General features: G+C 59.8%; 20 protein-coding genes, 1 tRNA gene and 1 pseudogene. 13 read left to right on the top strand and 9 right to left on the bottom strand.

What is annotated here, in order from left to right:
* The first annotated feature begins 4 nt into the window (after positions 1 to 4).
* The 7 genes from AC1Z24_RS13725 (at position 5) to AC1Z24_RS13755 (ending at position 6344) form a co-directional block, all read left to right on the top strand.
* Positions 5 to 367: an STAS domain-containing protein gene (locus AC1Z24_RS13725; protein WP_259105188.1), complete on the top strand. Its 363-nt coding sequence runs from the start codon at positions 5 to 7 to the stop codon at positions 365 to 367.
* The gene (locus tag AC1Z24_RS13730) at positions 364 to 768 is read left to right on the top strand and encodes an anti-sigma regulatory factor (protein WP_259105186.1); all 405 of its coding nucleotides are present in this window, start codon (positions 364 to 366) and stop codon (positions 766 to 768) included. Before AC1Z24_RS13725 ends, AC1Z24_RS13730 begins: the two co-directional genes overlap by 4 nt.
* Entirely contained in the window at positions 759 to 1775 is a 1017-nt protein-coding gene (locus AC1Z24_RS13735; protein WP_483746097.1) for an anti-sigma regulatory factor, read from the top strand. The genes AC1Z24_RS13730 and AC1Z24_RS13735 overlap by 10 nt, the downstream gene beginning before the upstream one ends.
* Positions 1776 to 1800: 25 nt before the next feature.
* On the top strand, positions 1801 to 2643 hold the full coding sequence (locus AC1Z24_RS13740) for a sensor histidine kinase (RefSeq protein WP_483746624.1): 843 nt from the start codon (positions 1801 to 1803) through the stop codon (positions 2641 to 2643).
* The gene (locus AC1Z24_RS13745) at positions 2633 to 4576 is read left to right on the top strand and encodes a response regulator (RefSeq protein ID WP_483746098.1); all 1944 of its coding nucleotides are present in this window, start codon (positions 2633 to 2635) and stop codon (positions 4574 to 4576) included. The genes AC1Z24_RS13740 and AC1Z24_RS13745 overlap by 11 nt, the downstream gene beginning before the upstream one ends.
* A gap of 386 nt (positions 4577 to 4962) precedes the next feature.
* Positions 4963 to 5907: a GlxA family transcriptional regulator gene (locus tag AC1Z24_RS13750; RefSeq protein WP_483746099.1), complete on the top strand. Its 945-nt coding sequence runs from the start codon at positions 4963 to 4965 to the stop codon at positions 5905 to 5907.
* A gap of 71 nt (positions 5908 to 5978) precedes the next feature.
* Positions 5979 to 6344, top strand: a complete 366-nt coding sequence (locus tag AC1Z24_RS13755; protein ID WP_483746100.1) for a DUF427 domain-containing protein — start codon at positions 5979 to 5981, stop codon at positions 6342 to 6344.
* Between the two features lie 35 nt (positions 6345 to 6379).
* Here the strand turns inward: AC1Z24_RS13755 and trhP are convergent, their stop codons facing one another.
* The gene (gene trhP / locus AC1Z24_RS13760) at positions 6380 to 7708 is read right to left on the bottom strand and encodes a prephenate-dependent tRNA uridine(34) hydroxylase TrhP (RefSeq protein WP_483746101.1); all 1329 of its coding nucleotides are present in this window, start codon (positions 7706 to 7708) and stop codon (positions 6380 to 6382) included.
* Positions 7709 to 7818: 110 nt separating this feature from the next.
* Between trhP and AC1Z24_RS13765 the strand changes: the two are divergent.
* Positions 7819 to 7926, top strand: a pseudogene (locus AC1Z24_RS13765) (hypothetical protein); the annotation flags it as partial.
* 172 nt (positions 7927 to 8098) lie between these two features.
* On the opposite strand, the gene AC1Z24_RS13770 reads toward AC1Z24_RS13765, so the two are convergent.
* The 6 genes from AC1Z24_RS13770 to AC1Z24_RS13795 form a co-directional block, all read right to left on the bottom strand.
* Positions 8099 to 11185 carry an efflux RND transporter permease subunit gene (locus tag AC1Z24_RS13770; protein ID WP_483746102.1) on the bottom strand — a complete coding sequence of 1029 codons (3087 nt, stop codon included), beginning with the start codon at positions 11183 to 11185 and terminating at the stop codon, positions 8099 to 8101.
* A complete protein-coding gene (locus tag AC1Z24_RS13775; protein ID WP_483746103.1) occupies positions 11182 to 12249 on the bottom strand; it encodes an efflux RND transporter periplasmic adaptor subunit in 1068 nt (355 codons plus the stop codon). Before AC1Z24_RS13775 ends, AC1Z24_RS13770 begins: the two co-directional genes overlap by 4 nt.
* Entirely contained in the window at positions 12246 to 13352 is a 1107-nt protein-coding gene (locus AC1Z24_RS13780; RefSeq protein WP_483746104.1) for an efflux RND transporter periplasmic adaptor subunit, read from the bottom strand. The genes AC1Z24_RS13775 and AC1Z24_RS13780 overlap by 4 nt, the downstream gene beginning before the upstream one ends.
* A gap of 90 nt (positions 13353 to 13442) precedes the next feature.
* Positions 13443 to 14792 (bottom strand): cation:proton antiporter, encoded by a 1350-nt coding sequence (locus tag AC1Z24_RS13785; RefSeq protein WP_483746105.1) that lies wholly within the window; start codon positions 14790 to 14792, stop codon positions 13443 to 13445.
* A 320-nt stretch (positions 14793 to 15112) separates the two neighbouring features.
* Positions 15113 to 15628 (bottom strand): G/U mismatch-specific DNA glycosylase, encoded by a 516-nt coding sequence (gene mug, locus AC1Z24_RS13790; RefSeq protein ID WP_483746106.1) that lies wholly within the window; start codon positions 15626 to 15628, stop codon positions 15113 to 15115.
* 240 nt (positions 15629 to 15868) lie between these two features.
* Complete coding sequence (locus AC1Z24_RS13795; protein ID WP_483746107.1) at positions 15869 to 17083, bottom strand: MFS transporter; 1215 nt, start codon at positions 17081 to 17083, stop codon at positions 15869 to 15871.
* 145 nt (positions 17084 to 17228) lie between these two features.
* On the opposite strand from AC1Z24_RS13795, the gene AC1Z24_RS13800 reads away from it, so the two are divergent.
* The 5 genes from AC1Z24_RS13800 (at position 17229) to AC1Z24_RS13820 (ending at position 19917) form a co-directional block, all read left to right on the top strand.
* Complete coding sequence (locus AC1Z24_RS13800; RefSeq protein ID WP_483746108.1) at positions 17229 to 18002, top strand: AraC family transcriptional regulator; 774 nt, start codon at positions 17229 to 17231, stop codon at positions 18000 to 18002.
* A 19-nt stretch (positions 18003 to 18021) separates the two neighbouring features.
* The gene (gene parS / locus AC1Z24_RS13805; RefSeq protein ID WP_483746109.1) at positions 18022 to 18744 is read left to right on the top strand and encodes a type II RES/Xre toxin-antitoxin system antitoxin; all 723 of its coding nucleotides are present in this window, start codon (positions 18022 to 18024) and stop codon (positions 18742 to 18744) included.
* On the top strand, positions 18744 to 19241 hold the full coding sequence (locus AC1Z24_RS13810; protein ID WP_483746110.1) for an RES family NAD+ phosphorylase: 498 nt from the start codon (positions 18744 to 18746) through the stop codon (positions 19239 to 19241). The genes parS and AC1Z24_RS13810 overlap by 1 nt, the downstream gene beginning before the upstream one ends.
* A gap of 95 nt (positions 19242 to 19336) precedes the next feature.
* Positions 19337 to 19412: transfer RNA gene (locus tag AC1Z24_RS13815), tRNA-Asn, on the top strand.
* Between the two features lie 184 nt (positions 19413 to 19596).
* Entirely contained in the window at positions 19597 to 19917 is a 321-nt protein-coding gene (locus AC1Z24_RS13820) for a ParA family protein (RefSeq protein WP_483746111.1), read from the top strand.
* Here the strand turns inward: AC1Z24_RS13820 and AC1Z24_RS13825 are convergent.
* A complete protein-coding gene (locus AC1Z24_RS13825; RefSeq protein WP_483746112.1) occupies positions 19864 to 20055 on the bottom strand; it encodes a transposase in 192 nt (63 codons plus the stop codon). The two genes, AC1Z24_RS13820 and AC1Z24_RS13825, sit on opposite strands and share 54 nt — an antisense overlap.
* 268 nt (positions 20056 to 20323) lie before the next feature.
* Positions 20324 to 21301, bottom strand: a complete 978-nt coding sequence (locus AC1Z24_RS13830) for an amidohydrolase family protein (RefSeq protein ID WP_483746113.1) — start codon at positions 21299 to 21301, stop codon at positions 20324 to 20326.
* Between the last annotated feature and the right edge of the window lie 57 nt (positions 21302 to 21358).

Genomic DNA, 21358 nt, shown 5'->3' on the forward strand with positions numbered 1-21358 from the left:
GCCCATGGAGCGCATTCCGATTTTGCAGATGGGCAAGTTTCTGCTCGTCACCATCCAGGTGGAAATGCATGACCAGCTTGCGCTGACCCTGCAGGACGATCTGGCCGAGCGTATCAGCACCAGCTCGGCACGAGGGGTGTTGATCGATATTTCTGCGGTGGACATTGTCGACTCGTTTATCGGCCGAGTCATCGGCACCATCTCCGCATTGTCGCGGATCATGGACGTCGAGACAGTACTGGTCGGCATGCAGCCTGCAGTGGCTATTACCCTGGTCGAGTTGGGCATGACCCTGCAGGGCGTGAGCACGGCGCTGAACGTCGAGCGCGGCATGAAGCTGTTGCACCAGCGGGTAAGCGAGCAATGAATGTACGCAGCAGCGGCAGTCAGCCGATTGTGATCGAACAGGATGTGGTCCTGGCCCGGCAGACCGCGCGCAAGCTGGCTCAAGAGTGCGGCATGCGCCTGGTCGACCTGACCAAAATGGTCACGGCGGTCAGCGAGTTGGCGCGCAATACCATGGTCTACGGCGGTGGCGGCGATATGGATTGGCAGATCGTCGAGGACGGTATGCGCACCGGTTTGCGCATCACCTTTCGCGATGAGGGCCCCGGTATTCCTGATCTGAAGCTGGCCATGACGGATGGCTGGACCTCCGGCGGCGGCCTGGGACTGGGGTTGACCGGCGCCAAGCGTCTGGTCGAAGATTTTGAACTGGATACCGCACCCGGTGCCGGTACGCGGATAACCATTACCCGATGGACGTGACTCTACGCAGTAGCCTTACCCAGGTTCTTTCCATTGATGACAGCAGTCAGATCGGTTATGCCCGGCGCATTGCGCAAACCCTGGCCGAGCGCTGCGGTTTTGACGTTACCGACGCCGGCCGTGTCGCTCTGATTGTCACGGAACTGGCCAGTAATATCCTCAAGCATGCCCAGCGCGGCGAGCTGCACTTGCGCGTACTGCCAGGCGGGCAGCAGGCCGGCGTCGAAATCCTGGCCGTCGATCGTGGACCGGGTTTCGACCCGCATATTTGCATGGCGGACGGTTTTTCCAGCCAGGGCACCCAAGGTATCGGTCTGGGCGCAATCTTTCGCCAGGCGCAGGTTTTCGATGTCCACTCAGACGCCCATGGCTCTGTCGTGCTGGCGCGTTGTTACAGTCGTACCGACAAGGTCAGGGACCTGCGTTTCGGTGTCAGCCAGCACTCGTTGCTCGATGATCCGGCCTGTGGCGATGTCTGGGGCCTGGCAATTGCCGGCTCGCGCATTAGTGCGTTGATGATTGACGGGCTCGGCCACGGTGAAGAGGCTGAAGCAGCGGGGCTCGCCGGTGCGGCGATATTTCATCAGGAGCCTTTTGCCGCGCCACACACGCTGCTGGACGATATGCATGTGGCCATGCGCGGCACACGCGGCGGAGCCGTTGCTGTCAGCCAGTTTGATGCCAGTGCAGGGCAGTTGCGGTTTCTCGGAATCGGCAACATCGGTGCCAGCCTGATTGATGTCGAAAAGTCACGCGGGCTGACCTCGCATCCGGGCATTGTCGGCCTGCAATATCGTAAACCACTGGCGTTCGATTACCCTCAGTCCACCGGACAGTTGCTGGTGCTCTACAGTGATGGTCTGCAATCGCGCTGGAGTCTGGGTGACTACCCCGGCCTGCGTTATCGCCACCCGGCGGTTGTTGCCGCGTTGCTGCACCGTGATTTCTGTCGTGGTCGTGACGATGTAACGGTCATGACCATTGCCTTGGAGGGCGAGCATGTCTGAATCGACTTCTGTGGACGTTTCGGCCATGGAGCTGGAGCTGCAACAATTGCGCGCGGAAACGGCGGCCTTGCGCGACGAGCTGGATGAGACCAATCAGGGTGTACTGGCCTTGTACGCTGAATTGGATACCCAGGCGGACCAATTGCGGCAGGCATCGGATTTAAAGAGTCGTTTCCTGGCCTACATGAGCCACGAATTCAGAACACCCCTGGGGTCGATCCTGAGCATCGCCAGCATGCTGAGCGAGGAGTTCGATGGCCCGCTCACCGCTGAACAGCACAAGCAGGTTGTGTTCGTCAGCGGTGCGGCAAGGGAACTTAGCGATATGGTTGACGACCTGCTCGATCTGGCCAAGATCGAGGCCGGACGCATCACCATTTCGCCAGCCTGGTTCGATATGTTCGATCTGTTTTCTGCTCTGCGCGGTATGTTTCGGCCCATCGCCGACGCCGGTTCCGTAGACCTGATTTTCGAAGCGCCCGAAGGCCTGCCGCGCCTGTACAGCGATGACAAGAAGCTGGCGCAAATCCTGCGCAATTTCATCTCCAATTCGCTGAAATTCACCCAGCGTGGAGAGGTGCGCATCTCGGTGCGCATGGAGGGCGAACAGCAGGTACGGTTTGCCGTCAGCGACACCGGCATTGGCATTCCCCAGGAAATGCACGGCGCGCTGTTCGAGGACTTCGCGCAGATCGACTCGCCCCTGCAGAAGCGCCTTCGGGGTACTGGCCTCGGGCTGTCGCTGTGTAAGCGCTTCGCTCACCTGATCGGCGGTTACGTGGGGCTCGAGAGTGAGCCTGGCCGAGGATCCACATTCTTCGTGGTCATCCCACTGGCGATTGCTGCGGAGCCCGGCGATGAATCGTGAACTGCAACTGCTGATAGTCGACGACAATACCGCGACTCGCTATGCCCTGCGCCGTCGGCTGGAGCGGCACGGCTTTATCGTCAGAGAGGCGGGCACCGGCACTGACGGTCTGCAAATGCTTGCCGCCCAGATGCCGGATGCGTTGATCCTCGACATCAATCTGCCGGACATGAGCGGCTTCGATATCGTGCGCAAGCTGCGTTCCGAGCCCGCTACCGCGTTGCTGCCGGTGGTGCATGTGTCAGCTGCGTCGGTGCAGAGCGGCGATATCGTCACTGGCCTGGAAGCGGGGGCCGACGCCTACCTGATTCATCCGATTGACCCCGATGTGCTGCTGGCGACGCTGCGTACGCTGTTGCGCGTGCGTGACACCGAGCGCGCCTTACGCGAAAGCGAGGCGCGTCTGCGGGAGATCTTTGTCAATGTCTCCGCACCCATCGCCGTGATCGATGAAGAGCTCAGGGTGCATGAGTGCAACCATGCCTTTAGCCGCCTTCTTCACGATGAGCAGGCTCAGGCTTCGGTGCTTCATGCCTTCGCCGACAATCAGCAACTGATCATTCAGGAGCTGCGCGAGCGCTTGCTGGTCGGGGAGCGTTGGAAGGGGACGTTGAGCATGCGCGTCAAAGGCGAGGTGCGTGAGACCGAGTGGCAGATTTCGCCTTACCGTACGCCGGGCTTGAGTCTGGTATTCGTTGAGGACGTTACCGAGCATCGCCTGCGCGAGCAGTCACACATGCGCCAGCTGGACAGTATGAACGACCAGTTGGCCCATGAAGTTGCCGAGCGTGAGCGCACCGAAGCGCAGTTGCTCCAGGCGCAGAAAATGGACGCCATCGGCAAGCTCACCGGCGGTATCGCCCATGACTTCAACAACCTGCTGACGGGCATTATCACCGGTATCGAGCTGATCAAGAGCAGGACCCTGGACGGTAATACGCAAAAGGTCATGCGTTATGCCGATGCTGCGTTGACCTCGGCCATGAGTGCTGCCGGTCTGACCCACCGATTGCTGGCCTTTGCCCGCCAGCAGCCGTTGGATACCCGTGCAGTGGACATCAATGCTCATGTGCGTTCTCTCGAGGATTTGCTGCGCCGCACCATCGGCGAACGTATCATGCTCAAGCTCGATCTCACCAGTAAGGCGGCCATCGCCCTGGTCGACTCCAGTCAACTGGAAAGCGCGATACTTAATCTGGTGATCAATGCCCGGGATGCGTTGCCCAAGGGCGGTACGATACTGATCAATACGTATGCAATGCATTCCCATGGCGATGCGAAACTGGCGGATGGTGCGTATGTCGCCCTGTCGGTCAAGGATGACGGAGTGGGCATCGATCACAGTGTCATCGACAAGGTGTTCGACCCGTTCTTTACCACCAAGCCTCTGGGGCAGGGCACCGGACTCGGGCTTTCGACCATCTATGGTTTTGCTCGCCAGTCTGCAGGCGACGTGCATATCCGCAGCCTGGTCGGTCATGGCACCGAAGTGACCTTGATGCTGCCGGCCGGGACCCAATTGCCTGTGGTTGCCGAGCCTGTTTCAGACGTTCTGCAACCCGGTGCCGGGGAGCATATTTTGATTGTCGAAGACACGGCGTCGGTGCGCATGTTCGTCAACGAGCTGCTGGTCGACAATGGCTACAACTGTACCCAGGCCGCCGATATTGAAACGGCACTGGGCATTCTCAAGAGTGATGCCTCGATTGATTTGCTCTTGAGTGATGTCGGCCTGCCGCAGATGAGCGGCCGCGAGCTGGCGGATCTGGCCCGGACGTGGCGCCCGGGCTTGCCGGTGCTGTTCATGACGGGCTATGCGGAAAACGCCGTCAACCGACAGCGCTTTCTGGGGGAGGGTATGGACATGATCATCAAGCCGTTTCAGCTCAATGCGCTGCTCAACTGCGTAAAGAATATTCTCAAGAAAAGCTGATGATTGAATCGGCAGGCTCGTTGGAGCCGGGCTTGCCCGCGAATACGGATATTCAGCCCCAGAGAGGTGGTGGATGTACCAGCCCCTTCGCGGGCAAGCCTCGCTCCTACGGGGTCGGTGTTTGCTGCACGAATAAGTGAGATAGAACCAGATCGCGCAGGAGCGGCTTTAGCCGCGAGCACGCTCTCCCGGCTAAAGCCGGTCCTACGGATAGGGGTTTGCTGGGCGCGAACGCGGATTTTCCTGTCTTTAGGGCGGAGCGACTGATATATTCCCGTCAATGATTAAGTAGACCAGTCGTATATATGGTCTTTTGGCCTGTAACGGGATCTCGTAGGAGCCGGCTTCCACTGCCAGTTGCCCATTACGACTCAGGAACATAAGCCATGCACACCATCGCCTTGATTGTTCACCCGGGTTTCCAATCCCTGAGCCTGTCCATCGGTTCGGTGTTCGAGTGCGCGAACCTGATGCGGGGCGAACAGGCCTATGGGTTTGTGCTGGTCTCGCAAAGCGGTGGCGCGGTGATGTCGTCCCAGGGTTTTTCGGTCAACACCCAGCCGTTGGATCCGGCGGGCTACGACACGGTCATCGTCGGCGGCAATCTGGAGCTTGAGTTACCCGACATCAGCCTGGTCGACTTCGTCCGCGCGGCGTCGGCGGGTTCACGTCGGGTTGTATCGTTGTGCACCGGTATTTTTGTCCTGGCCGAAGCGGGGTTGCTCGAGGGCAAGCGCGCCACTACCCACTGGATTCATGCTCCGGCGTTTCAAAAGCGTTATCCGCATATTCAGTTGGACGATGACCGGCTGTTCGTCGTCGATGGCCAGGTCTGGACCGGTGCCGGCATGAGCGCAGGGCTCGATCTGGCTCTGGCCATGGTGGAGAACGACCTGGGCGCCGATATTGCCCGCAAAGTAGCGCGCAAGCTGGTGATCTATCAGCGCCGGGGCAGTGAGCAGTCGCAGCTCTCGACCCTGCTGGAACTGGACCCCAAATCCGACCGGGTACAACTGGCCCTGGTCTATGCTCGAGAAAACCTCAAGAGCGATCTATCCATTGAAGCCCTCGCTGACGTGGCGCGGCTGAGCCCCCGGCAATTCAGCCGGGTGTTCCGCGACGAGACCGGGCAGACCCCGGCCAAGGCCATCGAAAGCCTGCGTATCGAGGCTGCCAGGCTAATGATGGAAACCAGTCATCACCCGGTCGATGTGATAGCCCGGGAGTCCGGATTCGGTGATCGAGAGCGCATGCGTCAGGCGTTTCTGCGGGCTTTCGGCCAGCCGCCCCGGGCGATGCAGCGAGGGTTTTACGCACAGCATGCGGGCTGACGTGTTTGCCGCATGAACAGAGTGTTTCCATCCGCCCTGCAGGGGCGACCGACGCTACAGGAGTAAAAATCATGAAAGTGCCAGGCCCAGATCATCCCATCACTATCACACCGGCGGCAGAGCTGATCGTAGTCAGCTTCCACGGCCAGGAAATCGCTCGCTCCATTCGGGCTCTGGCCCTGGCCGAGTCGACCTATCCGACGGCGTTCTATATCCCACGGGAGGACGCCCGAATGGAATTGATGAACGCCTCCGAGCATCACACCTGGTGCCCCTATAAGGGCGAGGCCAGTTACTACAGTCTGGCCGAAGTTGCCGGTGACGGCTTGAATGCAGTGTGGAGTTACGAAGAGCCGTATCCGGCCATGGAGCAGATTCGCGGTCACCTGGCCTTTTACAGCAATCAGGTAGAAATCGTCAGGACGCCCCTGGCCTGACCGGTAGCGTTGATCTCGCGCAGTTCAGTTCCAGCTCAGGCGTATACCTGCACGTCCTTCATCAACAGGCCAAAGCGCAGGTCCAGACCCTCCGGGACCTGCAGATACACCGTATGGCCATCCCCCGGCGCCACTTCGATAGGTTCACCTTTGCTGTCGAGCAGTTGCAGCAAATCGAAGTGATAATTGCCGTCGGGGGTCATCAGCTCCATATGATCGCCCCGGGCAAAGCGGTTCTTGACCTTGACCTCGGCCAGGCCGTCGCGGCGGTCGCCCGTCAGCTCGCCGACGAACTGCTGGCGCTCCGACACCGAGCTGCCGTTCTGGTAGTTCTGGTACTCGTCATGCACATGCCGACGCAGGAAGCCCTCTGTGTAGCCGCGCTGGGCCAGGGATTCCAGGTCGAGCATCAGGCTGCGGTCGAATTCGCGCCCGGCCATGGCGTCGTCGATGGCGCGGCGGTAGACCTGGGTGGTGCGGGCGCAGTAGAAATGCGACTTGGTCCGGCCTTCGATCTTTAGCGAGTGCACGCCCATTTTGCTCAGGCGCTCGACATGCTGCACCGCGCGCAGGTCCTTGGAGTTCATGATGTAGGTGCCGTGCTCGTCTTCGAAGGCGGGCATCAGCTCATCCGGGCGGTTGGCCTCTTGTAGCAGGAACACTTGATTGGTGGGCGCACCGCTGCCCAGGGTCGGCTCAGGCTGGAAGGTCTGGACGATTTCGCCGAGCTGATTTTCCGTGGCCTCCTGCGCCGAGTATTTCCAGCGGCAGGCGTTGGTACAACTGCCCTGGTTGGCGTCGCGCTTGTTGATATAGCCCGATAACAGGCAGCGTCCGGAATAGGCCATGCACAGCGCGCCGTGAACGAACACTTCCAGTTCCATGGTGGGCACTTGTCGACGGATTTCCTCGATCTCGTCCAGAGACAACTCCCGGGACAGGATGATTCGGCTCACGCCCTGTTGCTGCCAAAACTCGACGCTGGCCCAGTTCACCGTATTGGCCTGCACCGACAGATGAATCGGCATCTGTGGGAAATTCCGCCGCACCAGCATGATCAGACCGGGATCGGACATGATCAACGCGTCCGGCGCCATGGCAATCACCGGCTCCAGGTCTTTGAGGAACGTCTTGAGCTTGGCGTTGTGCGGCGCGATGTTGACCACTACATAGAAACGCTTGCCCTGATCCTGGGCCTCACGAATGCCCAGAGCGAGATTGGCGTGATCGAATTCGTTATTGCGCACGCGCAGGCTGTAGCGCGGCTGCCCGGCATACACTGCATCGGCGCCGTAGGCGAAGGCATAACGCATGTTTTTCAGGGTGCCGGCGGGGGCAAGCAGTTCCGGGGTAGAGAGGGGCATGGCGGTGGTTGATCGCAAAAGCCGGGCAAGATAACGGGGTTGGCGATGCGGTTTATTGATCAGGGTCAATGTCTGCATTGGACATGGTTGACGCATATCTCATGGTTGCGGAATGCAAGAACCTCAAGACCCGGATCAATACCGTGTGGATCAACCCGCCAGCGGCTGATCGTGAAGTGGCCTGGGCGGCGGCGGATCCGTTAATTCCGATTGCCTGATATTGCTGAACCGGATTCATCTCATTGGAGCGAGGCTTGCCCGCGAATGGCGCGACGCGACAAGTCAGGCACACCGCGTTGGAGGCTTCGCGGGCAAGCCTCGCTCCAATAGCCGCACTTGCATCGTTTGCACCAACGCCCTCCCGGCTGAAGCCGGTCCTACAGTTGGTGCTCAGCCATCATTATCGGCGGGGGCCTTGGCCTTGCGCCGCTGCTCCTCTGACGGCTCCTTGATCCGATACCAAGTCACATACAGTGCCGGCAGGAACAGCAGCGTCAGCAGGGTGGCGATGATGATGCCGCCGATCATCGCGTAAGCCATGGGGCCCCAGAACACCTCCCGGGCGATGGGGATCATGCCCAGGCTGGCGGCAGCGGCGGTGAGCAGGATCGGGCGGCGGCGGTGGCGGGTGGCCTCGGCCACGGCGTCCCAGGGCAGGTAGCCGTCACTTTCGTAGGCGCCGATCTGGGTGACCAGGATCACCGAGTTACGAATGATGATACCGATCAGCGCCAGTACCCCGAGGATCGCCACAAAGCCCAGGGGCGTGCCCGTGGGGATCAAGGCCAGAACCACGCCGATCAGCCCCAACGGCGCGACACTGGCGACCAGAAACATCTTCTGCACGCTGTGCAGTTGAATCATCAGGAAGGTCGCCATGAGGAAAATCATCAGCGGCACGACCTTGGCAATCGGGCCTTGGGCCTTGCCGCTTTCTTCTACGGTGCCGCCGGTAGCGACCTTGTAGCCGGTTGGCAGGCCCGCGTTGAACTTGTCGATCTCCGGCTTGAGTTGCTTGACCAGATCGGTGGGCTGCAGGTCGTCACTGACCGCCGCTTTCACGGTAATGGTCGGCTTGCGGTCGCGGCGCCAGACCAGCGGCTGCTCCAGTTCATAGCGCACGGTGGCAAAGGCCAGCAGCGGAATCGAGTTGCCCTGCGGCGTGACGATCTGCAGGTTCTGCAAGGTTTCCGGCGAGCCGCGCTCGGCGTCTTCGGCACGACCGACGACATTGATCAGGTAGATGTCGTCGCGCACCTGGGTCACCGACGAGCCGCTGACGATGCTGTTCATCAACTGCGCCACGTCCTCGGAGGACAGGCCCAGTTGCCGTGCCTTGTCCTGATTGATATCGATGCGCAGGACTTTGCCCGGCTCGTTCCAGTCGTAGATCATCTCACCGACATGGGCGTTCTGGTTCAGCAGGGTGGCCAGTTCGATGGCGTGTTGGCGCACCTTGTCGATGTTCGGGCCACTGACCCGATACTGCAGCGGACGACCCACCGGCGGGCCCATTTCCAAAGGTTGGACATAGCTGCCAATACCGACGAAGTCTTCGCGCAGGCGCTTGTTCAGGCGCTCGGTGAGCCCGGCGCGTTCTTCCAGGCCCTTACTGACGATGACCAGTTGGGCGTAGTAGGGGTTTTCCAGTTGCTGGTCCAGGGGCAGGTAAAAACGCACGGCGCCCTGGCCGATGTAGGTGCTCCAGCGCACGATGTCCGGATCGTCCTTGAGCGTGGCTTCGAGGCGATCGACCACCTTACGGGTTTCATTGATCGAGGCGTTCTGCGGCAGGTTCAGGTCGACGAGGATTTCCGGTCGATCCGATGACGGGAAAAACTGGTTCTGCACGAACTGCATGGAAAACACTGCACCGACAGACAGCAGCACGGTGATCGCGATGGTCAGCCAGCGATGGCGCATGGCCCAGAACATACTGTTGTTGAAGCCGCGGGCGATGCGGCCGTCCTCTTTCTTTTTCTTCTTCAGCTCGCTGCTGAGGATATGCACGCCGATGACCGGCGCAAACAACACGGCGACCACCCATGACACCAGCATGGCTACGGCAATCACCGCGAACAGAGTGAAGGTATATTCCCCGGCCGAACTGGCGTTGAGGCCAATGGGCACAAAACCGGCGACGGTCACCAGGGTGCCGGTCAGCATGGGGAACGCCGTGGAGGTGTAGGCGAAGGTGGCGGCCTTTTCCTTGGAGTCGCCCATCTCCAGGCGCGTGACCATCATTTCCACGGTGATCATCGCATCGTCCACCAACAGCCCCAGGGCGATGATCAGGGCGCCGAGGGAAATCCGCTGCATGGTAATGCCGCTGTACTCCATGAACACGAAGACCATGGCCAGCACCAACGGGATCGAGCAGGCCACTACCAGCCCGGCGCGTACGCCAAGGCTGACGAAGCTGACAATCAGTACGATGACCACGGCTTCGAACAGCGCACTGGTAAAGCCGCCCACGGCCTTTTCCACCACTTCAGCCTGATCGGAAACGTTGTTCACTCCGACACCCACCGGCAAGTTCGCCGTGGCGGCGTCCATGCGCGCGTGCAACGCCTTGCCGAAGTCCTGGATATTGCCGCCTTTCTTCATGGCAATGGCCAGGCCGATGGCCGGTTTGCCGTTGTAACGGAACAGCGGTTTTGGTGGATCGGTGTAGCCGCGGGTGATTTCAGCGATATCGCTCAGGCGATAGAAACGGTTGTTGAGGCGCAGGTTGACCTCGGCCAGGTCTTTCTCCGAAGCGAACTGTCCCGAGGTACGTACTGAAATGCGCTCGGGTCCGGCTTCAATCACGCCGGCCGGAGTCACGGTGTTCTGAGCTTGCAGGCTTTGCACCACCTGGCGTTGATCCAGGCCCAGGGCGGCGAGCTTGCGGGTGGAGAAGTTCAGGTACAGCACTTCGTCCTGCTGGCCGATCATCTCGACCTTGCCCAGGCCCGGCACTTCGCGAATTTCCGCGCGCACCTGCTCGACGTAATCGCGCAACTGACGCATGGTGAAGCCGTCGGCGGTGAAGGCGTAGATCGAGCCGTAGACGTCGCCGAATTCATCGTTGAACGCAGGCCCCTGTATGCCTTGGGGGAACTGGCCACGAATATCGTCGATCTTCTTGCGCACCTGGTACCAGATTTCCGGAATCGCCTTGGCGTCGGTGGTATCGAGCAGGTTGAGCATGATGGTCGATTCGCCGGGGCGGGTGTAGCTCTTCACGTAGTCGAGGGAGTCCAGCTCTTCGAGTTTTTTCTCGATGCGATCGGTGACTTGCTCCAGGGTTTCATCCACCGTCGCGCCGGGCCAGCGGGTCTGAATGACCATGGTCTTGATGGTGAAGGAAGGGTCTTCTTCTCGACCCAGATTCATGTAGGAAAACACGCCCATGAGCAGGGCGACGAACATCAGGTACCAGACGAACGACTGGTGTTTGATGGCCCACTCGGACAGGTTGAAACTCCCTTTCATCGCGGGCTTTCCTCATCGACTTTGACTTTCTGCCCCGGTTTCAGGCTGTTTACTCCAGCACTCACCACACGTTCCCCGGCCTGCACGCCGCTGCTCAGGACCATGCTGTCGGCCGTGCGGCTGGCGATGCTGACCGGGCGAGGAGTGACGGTCTGGCTCTGCTTGTCGACGATCCACACCTGGGCTTTGCCATCGACCTCTTGCAGGGCACCGATGGGTAGCTCGATGCGGGTGGCGATGGCCGAGCTGATGGTCACGCTGATGGCGGTGCCAAGGCGGAAGGCGTCCGGCGTCTCGGACAGGGTCAGGCGCGCGCGGCGGGTGCGGGTGGTACGGTCGGCCTGAGGCTCGATTTCACGCAGGGTCGCCAGGGTATTGATCTGCGGGGCGAGTTGGCTGGCTACTTTGAACTCGACACCGGCCGGCAACTGATCGACCACTGAGTTGGGCAGATCAATCACGGCTTCCTTGATATCCGGACGGGCCAGGGTTACCACTTCCTGACCGGCGCTGACCACCTGGCCTGCTTCGACCTTCCAGTGGGTGACCACGGCGGCGTGGTCGGCGCGCAACTCGCTGTAGCCCAATTGATCCTGGGCCTGGCGGGCAGCGGCCTGGGCTTGCTCCAGGGAAGAACGAGTGGTTTTCAGGTCGGTCAGGGCGATGTCCAATTGCGCCTGGGCGCCGACGCCACGGTCGAACAGCTCCTGTTGGCGGCGGGCGTTGGCCTGGCTGTTGATCCACTGCGCTTCGATACGCGACAGATCGCCTTGGCTGGCGCGCAGGTTATTTTGCTGGTCCGTGGGGTCCAGGGTCGCCAGCAGCGTGTCCTTGTCCACCTCACTGCCAACGTCGACCAAGCGCCGGGCAATGCGCCCGGCAATACGGAAACCCAGGGTGCTTTCATAGCGCGCTTCGATATTGCCGGCGAAGCGCCCGAGGCTTTCCTGGGATATCGGCTGCACATCGACGAACAGCACCGGGCGTACCGGCTCCGGCGGCGGTTCTTCCTTGCTGCAGGCACTGAGCACGCCGAGCAATAGCAGGCAGGGCAATCGTTTCATGGCTGTGCTCCGCCCTTGGTCTCGGCGATTTCGACCTGCATGTCCGGGTGCAACAGCTGGCCGCCGGCGATTACGACTTTTTCGCCGGATTTCAAACCGTCGCTGATGATGACCTTGGCGGTCAGGTAACGGCCGACCGTGACTCCGCGCAGATTGGCCTTGCCCTGATCGTCAACAATCCATACCGCAGGCTTGCCCAGTTGATCGCCAAGGCCTTTGGTCAGCGCAGCCCAAGGCAGCTCGACGCTGCTTTTGCCGGAAGTGCTCAGGGCGACGCTGACTACCGAACCGAGGTCCATGCCCGGCGGCAGTTGGCTCAGGGCGATTTTCACTTGCAGGGTGCCGGTCTCGGCGGACACTGCCGGGGTGACCTCGCGGACCTTGCCGAAGGCTTTGACCTGGGGATTGTCCAGCAGGGTCACCTGTACGGGTTGGTCATTGGGCGGTTGCACGAACAGCGATTCATAGACGTTGAACACGGCATCGCGATCGCCATCCCGGGCCAGACCGAAGATCGGCATGGTTGCCTGGACCACTTGCCCGACTTCCGCCTGGCGCGCAGTGATCACCCCCGGCGCTTCGGCAACCAGCGCGGTGTAGCTCAGTTGTTCACGGGCACTGGCCAGTTGCGCCTGGGCCGCCTTGAGGGCGCTCTGGCTGCTGCGCAATGCAGCCTGGGCCGAATCGTATTCACTGCGGCTGGTGTAGCCCTTGGGCAGGAGTTTTTCCTGGCGCACAAAGGCGGCGCTGGTCTGGCTGACCCGTGCCTGTTCGGCGGCGACGGCAGCCACGGCGGAATCGACACTGGTCTGCAAGTCCTTGGGATCGAGCCGGGCCAGTACCTGGTGTGCGGAAATGCGGTCACCGACATCCACCGAGCGCTGGATGATCTTGCCGCCTACGCGAAAGGACAATTGCGTCTGCACCCGCGCCTGAATATCGCCGGTGAGATTAACTTCAGAGGCGTAATCGGCTTCCTTGACGGCCTGCACCTGGACCCTGGGCAAGACGGGCGCAGGCGGTTTTTCCTTGCCGCAACCGCTCAGCGCGGCCAGTGACAGCGTCAGGCCGAGGAGGGTCAGTCTGGGTAGAGAAGCGGGCATGCATATTCCTTGTCGGGATGCCGGGCGCACGCCGGTCGTGGCGTCGATCACTATGCGACTTCGGCCGCTCTTGAGGGTTCCTTGTCGGCCTCATCCATCTTCGCGCTGCTTTGTGCGCTCGTAGTGGGCCAGTATCGGTTGGGTGGTCAGGCCATGGACGAGAATGCTCAGGGCCACCACCGACAGCGTGAGGTTGGTACTGGATACGGCGATATCCGGGGCGAGGTCGTGATTCAGCGCATAGAACAGGTAATAAAGACTGCCGATGCCGCGGATACCGAACCAGCCGAGCAACAGCCGTTGATGACCGCCAAGCAAGGCTCCCCAGGGCATCAGTAGCACGCTCGCTGGGCGGATCAGCAGGAACAGTGCCGCCGCAACGGGTAATGCGTGCCAGTCCCAGTGCAGCGGCAGCACCACGCCAAGCAGGGTGACGACGAACACTTCCATGGCACGCTCGACCAGGCTGCCGAACGCCAGCATGTCACCGAGCATGATCCCGGCCGCCACCTGGGTTTCCTCCAGTTCCTCGATATCGCCATGGACCGCTTTCTCGGGCTCGATATGCTGATGCCCGACCACAGGCTGCACCAGATGCTCGGCGGGCGTTTGCGGATCGGTAGTGGAGTGCACTTCTGCCTGACGCAGACCCAGGCCAGCGGCGAACACTGCAAGGAAGCCATAGCCATGGATCAGCTCGGCGACGACATAGGCCAGAGCGATCAGGGCCAGGGTCAGGTAGTCGTTGGGCGATACCGTGCTGTCGGCATGGCGGGTACGGATCAGCAGGGTCAGGCGCCCCAGCCCACGACCCATCCAGTAACCGCAGAGCAGCCCGGCGGGCACGGCCCAGAGTACATTGACCCAGAGCCAGTCGCTCAGCCTGGCGTGGTTATTGTCCGGCGCCATCAGGAGCAGCAGTCCGAGGATCACAAAGGGAAAGGCCACGCCGTCGTTGAGCCCGGCCTCACCGGAAAGGCCGAAGCGCACCCGGTCATAGTCCTGGGCGTCGTTGACTTGCACCAGTGTCGCCAGTACCGGATCGGTAGGCGCCAGCATCGCGCCGATCAGCACCGATAATCCCCAGGAAAGCTGCAAGCCGTAATGCAGCACCAGACTGACCCCGGCGATACACAGCACCATCACCGGCCCGGCCAAACCGAAAGCGACCCGCCAGCTTTGACTGGTCAGGGGCAGCCGCAGCTTGAGGCCGCTGACGAACAGCGAGAACAGCACCGCTACCTCGGTCAGGTGCTCCATCCAGCTGGCGCTCTGTGCAAGGTCCAGGTGCAGCAGCATCAATCCGCCGGGGCCTATGGCAATGCCCAGGGCCAGGCAGACCACCGAGGTGGTCACGGGCATCCAGCGCAAGTAGGAAGAGGTCAGAGCGAGGATCAACAGGACGGCGCCCAGTACGGCGACCCAGATACTGAAGCTCATGCCCGTGGGTACTCACTGGCGGCGACGGCAGGCAAGGGTATGCAGGTAGGACTCGGGCAGGCAGACATAGAAAAACCTTGTCGGGTGGAGCGAGGGGAGGCTCTCTAGTGCTGACGTCCGCCGGGCGCGGACGTTCCATTGGCAAGCCGGATGGTACGGTGCTCAGGGCTGGCTGCGCTGGGCCCTCTCATCCATTCGGGACTGGAACAGCAACTGCGAAGCACCTTTGGCTACCTGGCCTGACATCTCAATCAGTTCCCGTCGGCCTACCTGCACGTCATCGAACCACGGGTCGAAGGCACCTATGAAAGCCTCGCGGTTCACAATGTAGCGAGTCGCAACTCGGTGTAAGCCTCGACCAGTCGATCCAGGCTGAATGAGCGGTTCAAGCCGCTGGGATTGGGCAATACCCAGACCTTGGCTTGAGCGACACGTTGTGCCTGTAAACCCCAGTGGATCTCGCGCTGGCGACTGATTGCGGCATAGGCAGGCTTGCCGAGGAAGGCGATATACGCCGGCTGGCAATGGGCGATCTTGTCTTCCAGCGCTTGCGCTGCATCACGATATTCATGGGTTTTCACCGCCTGTGCCGAGGTCGTGGCGCGGGGCACCACGGTGGTCAGGCCGCAGCCGAACTCCAGGATCCGGTTATCTTCAAGCGGGTTGAGCTGCTCCGAGGTGAAACCTGCCATATGCAGCGTGCGCCAGAAGCGGTTGCTGCGATTGAGGAAATGGCGCTGTTCCAGGGCTGAACTCAACCCGGGATTGAGTCCGCAAAAAACTACGGATAGTCCGGGCGCCAGCAGGTCAGGCAGGCCGGGTGCGTCTTCTTTCATGTCGATCCGCTGCTCACTGTGCTGGTGCGACGATCAGTATCGACCGTCAGGATGGCCATTCTGCCTCAGATATGCGGAGCGGGTCATGGGTTCAGCAATGGCAGAGTACTTGGCGACGCTATCGCTCGGTAAACACCGAGTCGTAGCACCGGCTAATGCCGGTCCTACGGTCGCGCATCGCTGCGCGACATTGTATTTGTCAGGCGCGGGCGCATGAACAGCAGCTTACCGACTCGATATTCAAACGCCCTTGGTCGACGGCAGCAGAATCGTCAGCACGCCAATCAATGGCAGGTACGAGCAAAGGGTGTACACGTATTCGATGCCATGGATATCTGCCAGATGGCCGAGCAATGCGGCGCCAATCCCGCCAAAGCCAAACATCAGGCCGAAGAAAACCCCGGCAATCATGCCGACATTGCCCGGCACCAGTTCCTGGGCAAAAACCACGATGGCGGAAAACGCTGAGGCCAGGATGAAACCGATCAGCATGCTCAGTACGCCGGTCCAGAACAGGTCCACGTACGGCAGCGCCAGGGTGAAGGGCGCGGCGCCGAGAATGGAGCACCAGATCACTTTTTTGCGGCCGATCCGGTCACCGATGGGGCCGCCAAAGAAGGTCCCGGCGGCAACGGAGCCGAGAAACAGAAACAGATACAACTGCGAGCTGGCGACGGACAGGTCGAACTTTTCGATCAGGTAGAAGGTGAAATAACTGGTGAAGCTGGTCATGTAGAAATATTTCGAGAACACCAGCAATGCCAGTACGAACAAGGCAAAGCTCACGCGTCGACGGGAGAGGCCGTGGGTGGCCTGGCTGCCTTGCTTGAGCTTGAACAGGTTCAGGTGCTCGCGGTACCAGCGGCTCAGGCCGAACAGCACGAGGATGGCGAAGGCGGCAAACAGACCGAACCAGGCGACATTGCCCTGGCCATAAGGGATGACGATGGCGGCGGCCAGCAGGGGGCCGAAGGCACTGCCTGCGTTACCGCCGACCTGGAAGGTTGACTGTGCCAGACCATAGCGACCGCCCGAGGCAAGACGGGCAACACGGGAGGTTTCCGGGTGAAAGGTCGAAGACCCCACCCCCACCAGCGCCGAGGCCACCAGAATCGCTGGAAAGCTGCCGACAAAGGCCAGCATCAAAATGCCGATCAACGTACAGACCATGCCCGCAGGGAGCAGCCAGGGCTTGGGATGACGATCCGTGTGATAGCCGATCCAGGGTTGCAGCAACGACGCGGTCAGCTGGAAGGTCAGGGTGATCAGGCCCACCTGGGTGAAGGTCAGGCCGTAGTTGGCCTTGAGCATGGGGTAGATCGATGGCAGCACCGCCTGGATCAGGTCGTTGATCAGGTGCGCCAGGGCGCAAGCACCGATCACGCGCATGACCAGCGGGCTGGCTTGGCTGGCAACCGAGGCGGTTGTCGCAGAGGAGGTCGTACTGATGGACATCGCAGGTCTTCCGGACTGTGAAGGAGAGGGCTGTGCGTGGCGTCATGCGGCGAACGGTCGCAGCTCATGACCGGGGACTATGCTAAATTCTCAAAAATTGCCTGTCTCACGCAGTTCGGGCGCCTACCTTCGTAAAAAAGGCATTATGGTCAAGTCGCAGAAAGAGTTTCTGATCGAAGTGGATCAGCAGGCCTGGACGGTCAGCAGCAGTGCCACCGATTATCCGGAGAACTGGTTCATCGAACCGCACTCCCATACCAAGCATCAGCTGATCTATGCCATTGACGGGGTCATGGTGGTGTATTCGGCGCTTGACCAATGGACGGTGCCACCCAGTCGCGGAGTCTGGATGCCTGCGGGGCAGGCGCACTCGGTTCGCTGTGTCGGCGCGGTGAAAATGCGCAGCGTATTCGTGCATCCAAAGTATTTCCCCGGCATGCCGACCGAAACCAGGGCGGTGAGCATCTCGCCACTGTTGAGTGAGCTGATCAAGGCTTCGGTGGACATTGTCCATCCCGTTGATCCTGACTCACGGGAAGCCCGGGTCATGCACTTGATTCTGGATGAACTGGCGATCCTGCCGGTGCTGCCCTTGCACCTGCCGCAACCGGCCGACCCGCGGATCAACAACATCTGCTTGGCCTTGCAGCGCGATCCCGGTGACGGCTCCACCCTGGCGGACTGGAGCGGGCGTTTGAGTCTGGATGAAAAGACTATCCAGCGCCTGTTTCACAAGGAAACCGGCATGACATTCGGCCAATGGCGGCAACAGGCAAGGCTGCTCCTGGCGCTAGAGCGTATTGCCGTTGGCGAGAAAATCATCGATATCGCCGGTGAACTCGGTTACGACAGCCCCAGCGCCTTTACCACCATGTTCAAGAAACAGTTCGGCAAGACGCCCAGTCAGTTTTTCAAGTAGAGGTCAGGTTGGCCGGATATTGAGCCAGTTCGAGCGCAGTGCATCTGAGGGATCCGGGGTTGCGTTAAGCGGGTTGTCGATTTTGCCAAATGGCAGTAAAGTAATTGCCATCTGTCTCAGTGTGAAGGAGTCAAACATGACTGCAACAGCAGAGAGCCTGGGCACCCCCAAAGCTTCGCCAAAAACAGCGAAGGTGAAGGCCGATGGTGTGAAGGCGGTCGCCAAGGCCGCCGCGGTAAAACGAGTTAAAAAAGCCGTAACCCAGGGCGCTGGGGTGGCTTCACCGCAAGGGCAATACGTCGTTACCAAGGCTGGCGGTCGTCAGCCCATCATCGCCTTGCTGCTGCCTGGCACCAACACCGACGATCGCATGGAAGTTTTCCGTGCCACAAAAACCGGATTCCCACTCAGTTCAGTGGTTGATCTGGTGGAATCGGTTGATGCCTTCAAGCGCAATAACGTGCTCTCGAAGATCTTTGGTCTGTCCGATCGCACGTTGGCGCGGCGCATGAAAAACAAGGACGAGTCCCTTAGCCAGGAACAGAGCGCTCGCGCCTTGTACTACGCCGAGATACTGGAAAAGGCCCAGGAGGTTTTCGGTACGCGGCAGTTGGCGGAGGAGTGGATGATCAAGCCTGCGCTGGGCCTGGACGGCGAAACTCCCATCGACCTGCTGTCCAATCCGGTCGGTTATGAACTGGTAGCGGACTTTCTCCATCGGCTCGAATACGGAGTCTATTGATGCTGACCGACCCATTGAGCACGGACGTTCATTTCTGGCGCCTCGACCAAGCCCGCCATGCCGCCACCTGGAACAGCGGCATCGGTGCAGAAGGCAGTGGCGGGCGCTGGAATCCCAAGGGAGTGCAAGTCGTTTACACCAGTCTCGATGCCGCAACGGCGATTCTGGAAGTGGCGGTACACAAGGGCTTTGCTGCGCTCGACTGCGTACCGCATACGCTGACGGCGGCGCGGGTGCTGGATCCTTCCAGAATTCATCGGGTTCGCCCGCAAGATATCCCCAATCCCAACTGGCTGTTCCCAGGCACCCCGAGTCGCAGCCAGCAAGCCTTTGGCGCGAGCCTTCTGACGCAGCATCCGTTTGTCCTGATTCCGTCCAGCGTGTCGCGCCATAGCTGGAACCTGCTGGTGAGTCCGACGCTGGCGCACGGGCTTTACGAGTTGGTCGTGCAGGAGCGATTCGGTCTGGATGGGCGGTTGAATCCGCCGGGTGCATGAGTAGAGTGGCTCAGTTGGGCGTCGTGGGCAAAAGCAGTAAAATTTTTATCACCCATGCTTGACTTCTCTATAGCAATCAGTAAGATAGCCCTCATTCCGCGATAGCTCAGTTGGTAGAGCAAGTGACTGTTAATCACTGGGTCCCTGGTTCGAGTCCAGGTCGTGGAGCCAGATGCTACAAGGCTTTGAGCGGGTTTTGCAGGATGTTTCAAAAGCCACGATGATCTCCATCGCGGTCGCTGAAACACTTTGCAAACCCGCTCTTTGTCGTTTTACACATCTGGTTACAAAGCTTTCGGGTTCTCTGTGCAGGTCCAACCGCTGTCTCTAATCATTCGATTTAGAGGCCAGCATCATGAAAATAGCATCGGTCATCTCGACCAAAGGCGGACCCGGTAAAACCACGGTCACTGCTAATCTGGGCGCGTTCTGCGCCGAATCCAACCTCCGTACCCTGCTTGTCGATCTCGATACGCAACCCTCGTTGTCGTCGTTTTATCGCCTTGAACATGAGGCGCCAGGCGGCACCTACGAGCTGATTTCGCAAAATCAGACCCGCGCCGATCAGGTCATTTCCCGTACCTGCATTCCCAAATCGATTGACTGGCGCCTAGCTCCCTGTTCAGCGGAAATGATCTTTGGAGTCCAAAAACAGGAGAACACTGGCTTTTTTTAGGATTTCGATATCCCGATCTTTTTGCCTAAGCAATGCCTTCAACCCCTGGATTTGTTTCTGCTCCACAGTTATCGCCTTGGTCCCGGCCAATACCGATCCACCGCGCGCTCCTCTCAGCTGCTCGACCCAGCGACACAAGGCCGTAGGACCGATATCCAGACTGGCACAGACATCGAGGATGGGCTGATCCTCTTGCAGCTTTGAGTTTGAACTCGTTGGAATAGGATTTTCGCGTCATCAAACACACCTCAGATTTGGGCGCAATCATACTGCTCTATTGATGTGTCGGAATTCATCAGGCCAGTTCACATCTGCGGCCTTGGCCATGTGGGAGGAGCCTATAGGTGAGTTTGGGAAAGACAGATCCGTCCGTTATCACGAACGGGCTCCGTCGTAGTGAGTTTCGTCAGCTCCAGTACAAGCGCTGAGGGTTGTCGACAAGGATTTGGTTCAGTGCTTTTGGATCGTCCACCCACTGCGCCATTAAATTTAACGCGTGACCATCATCTTCCGGGCGAAAACGCTCAAGCAGGTCCTTGCTGCGCTTGGTGCCAGGGGCAGGGATGGTGTGGGGAAAGTCGCTCGCCCAGATCAATCGATCGGGACGCGTGGCGACGAGCGATTTCACATACGCCTGGATGTCTTCGTAGTCCAGAAGTTCGGAGACGCGATATAACGCTGAAAGCTTGATGTAAGCATTGCCTTCTTTGGCTAGCGCGAGCATGTCAGCATAACCGTCTTGCTGCAGCCCTTCTTTTGCCGCCAAGTGACCAAAATGATCGAAAACGACGGGGACGGGCAGATCTCTGATGACGGCAGAAAGGTCTTTGATGGTGGTCAGATTCGTGTACATCTGGATGTGCCAACCATAGGGTTTAATCAACTCTGCGTATTCGCGCAGATGAACAGCGACTTCTTCAGGACTCACTTTCCCGTAAACCTCGAGGTTGAGTCGGACACCGCGAATGCCCAACTTGTGTATCTCCTCCAATTGACCTTTAGAGATTGGAAGATCGAACACAGCGACGCCCCTGGCACGTTTGCTGCCAAGCGTTTTCAGTGCATCAAACATGCAGCGGTTGTCAGTTCCGTAGGGGCTTGGCTGAACGAGTACTACGCGATCCATATGCAGCTGCTCGAGGTGCTTTTCCAGCACGGCTAACGGCGACTTAGCTGGCATGTAGGTTCGTGATTCGGCGTAGGGAAAACGGTCCGGATCGAATACATGAACGTGACAGTCGCAGGCGTTTGCTGGCACCTTGAAAGTTGGAGATGCGTACCGCTGCTCATGACTTAAAAAAGCTCCCAGCGAAAGGCGCGGCATGAGGAGTGAAGCGACCGTTACGGCAGGAATAGCGGCCAAGAGACGACGGCGGGTGATCATGGTTTTACCTTCGATTTTTGTTGTTGTGACGTTGAAATGTTTCGCCCCTTCTGGGGC

This window comes from Pseudomonas sp. JL23, assembly GCF_056933585.1.

Bases quoted from the DNA above. Each gene is read 5' to 3' on its own strand.
- AC1Z24_RS13725 (WP_259105188.1), top strand. From the start codon at position 5: ATGGAGCGCATTCCGATTTTGCAGATGGGCAAGTTTCTGCTCGTCACC.
- AC1Z24_RS13755 (WP_483746100.1), top strand. From the start codon at position 5,979: ATGAAAGTGCCAGGCCCAGATCATCCCATCACTATCACACCGGCGGCA.
- AC1Z24_RS13780 (WP_483746104.1), bottom strand. From the start codon at position 13,352: ATGCCCGCTTCTCTACCCAGACTGACCCTCCTCGGCCTGACGCTGTCA.
- AC1Z24_RS13730 (WP_259105186.1), top strand. From the start codon at position 364: ATGAATGTACGCAGCAGCGGCAGTCAGCCGATTGTGATCGAACAGGAT.
- AC1Z24_RS13810 (WP_483746110.1), top strand. From the start codon at position 18,744: ATGCTGACCGACCCATTGAGCACGGACGTTCATTTCTGGCGCCTCGAC.
- trhP (WP_483746101.1), bottom strand. From the start codon at position 7,708: ATGCCCCTCTCTACCCCGGAACTGCTTGCCCCCGCCGGCACCCTGAAA.
- AC1Z24_RS13750 (WP_483746099.1), top strand. From the start codon at position 4,963: ATGCACACCATCGCCTTGATTGTTCACCCGGGTTTCCAATCCCTGAGC.
- mug (WP_483746106.1), bottom strand. From the start codon at position 15,628: ATGAAAGAAGACGCACCCGGCCTGCCTGACCTGCTGGCGCCCGGACTA.
- AC1Z24_RS13830 (WP_483746113.1), bottom strand. From the start codon at position 21,301: ATGATCACCCGCCGTCGTCTCTTGGCCGCTATTCCTGCCGTAACGGTC.
- AC1Z24_RS13820 (WP_483746111.1), top strand. From the start codon at position 19,597: ATGAAAATAGCATCGGTCATCTCGACCAAAGGCGGACCCGGTAAAACC.
- AC1Z24_RS13785 (WP_483746105.1), bottom strand. From the start codon at position 14,792: ATGAGCTTCAGTATCTGGGTCGCCGTACTGGGCGCCGTCCTGTTGATC.
- AC1Z24_RS13745 (WP_483746098.1), top strand. From the start codon at position 2,633: ATGAATCGTGAACTGCAACTGCTGATAGTCGACGACAATACCGCGACT.
- AC1Z24_RS13775 (WP_483746103.1), bottom strand. From the start codon at position 12,249: ATGAAACGATTGCCCTGCCTGCTATTGCTCGGCGTGCTCAGTGCCTGC.
- AC1Z24_RS13770 (WP_483746102.1), bottom strand. From the start codon at position 11,185: ATGAAAGGGAGTTTCAACCTGTCCGAGTGGGCCATCAAACACCAGTCG.
- AC1Z24_RS13795 (WP_483746107.1), bottom strand. From the start codon at position 17,083: ATGTCCATCAGTACGACCTCCTCTGCGACAACCGCCTCGGTTGCCAGC.
- AC1Z24_RS13800 (WP_483746108.1), top strand. From the start codon at position 17,229: ATGGTCAAGTCGCAGAAAGAGTTTCTGATCGAAGTGGATCAGCAGGCC.
- AC1Z24_RS13740 (WP_483746624.1), top strand. From the start codon at position 1,801: ATGGAGCTGGAGCTGCAACAATTGCGCGCGGAAACGGCGGCCTTGCGC.
- AC1Z24_RS13735 (WP_483746097.1), top strand. From the start codon at position 759: ATGGACGTGACTCTACGCAGTAGCCTTACCCAGGTTCTTTCCATTGAT.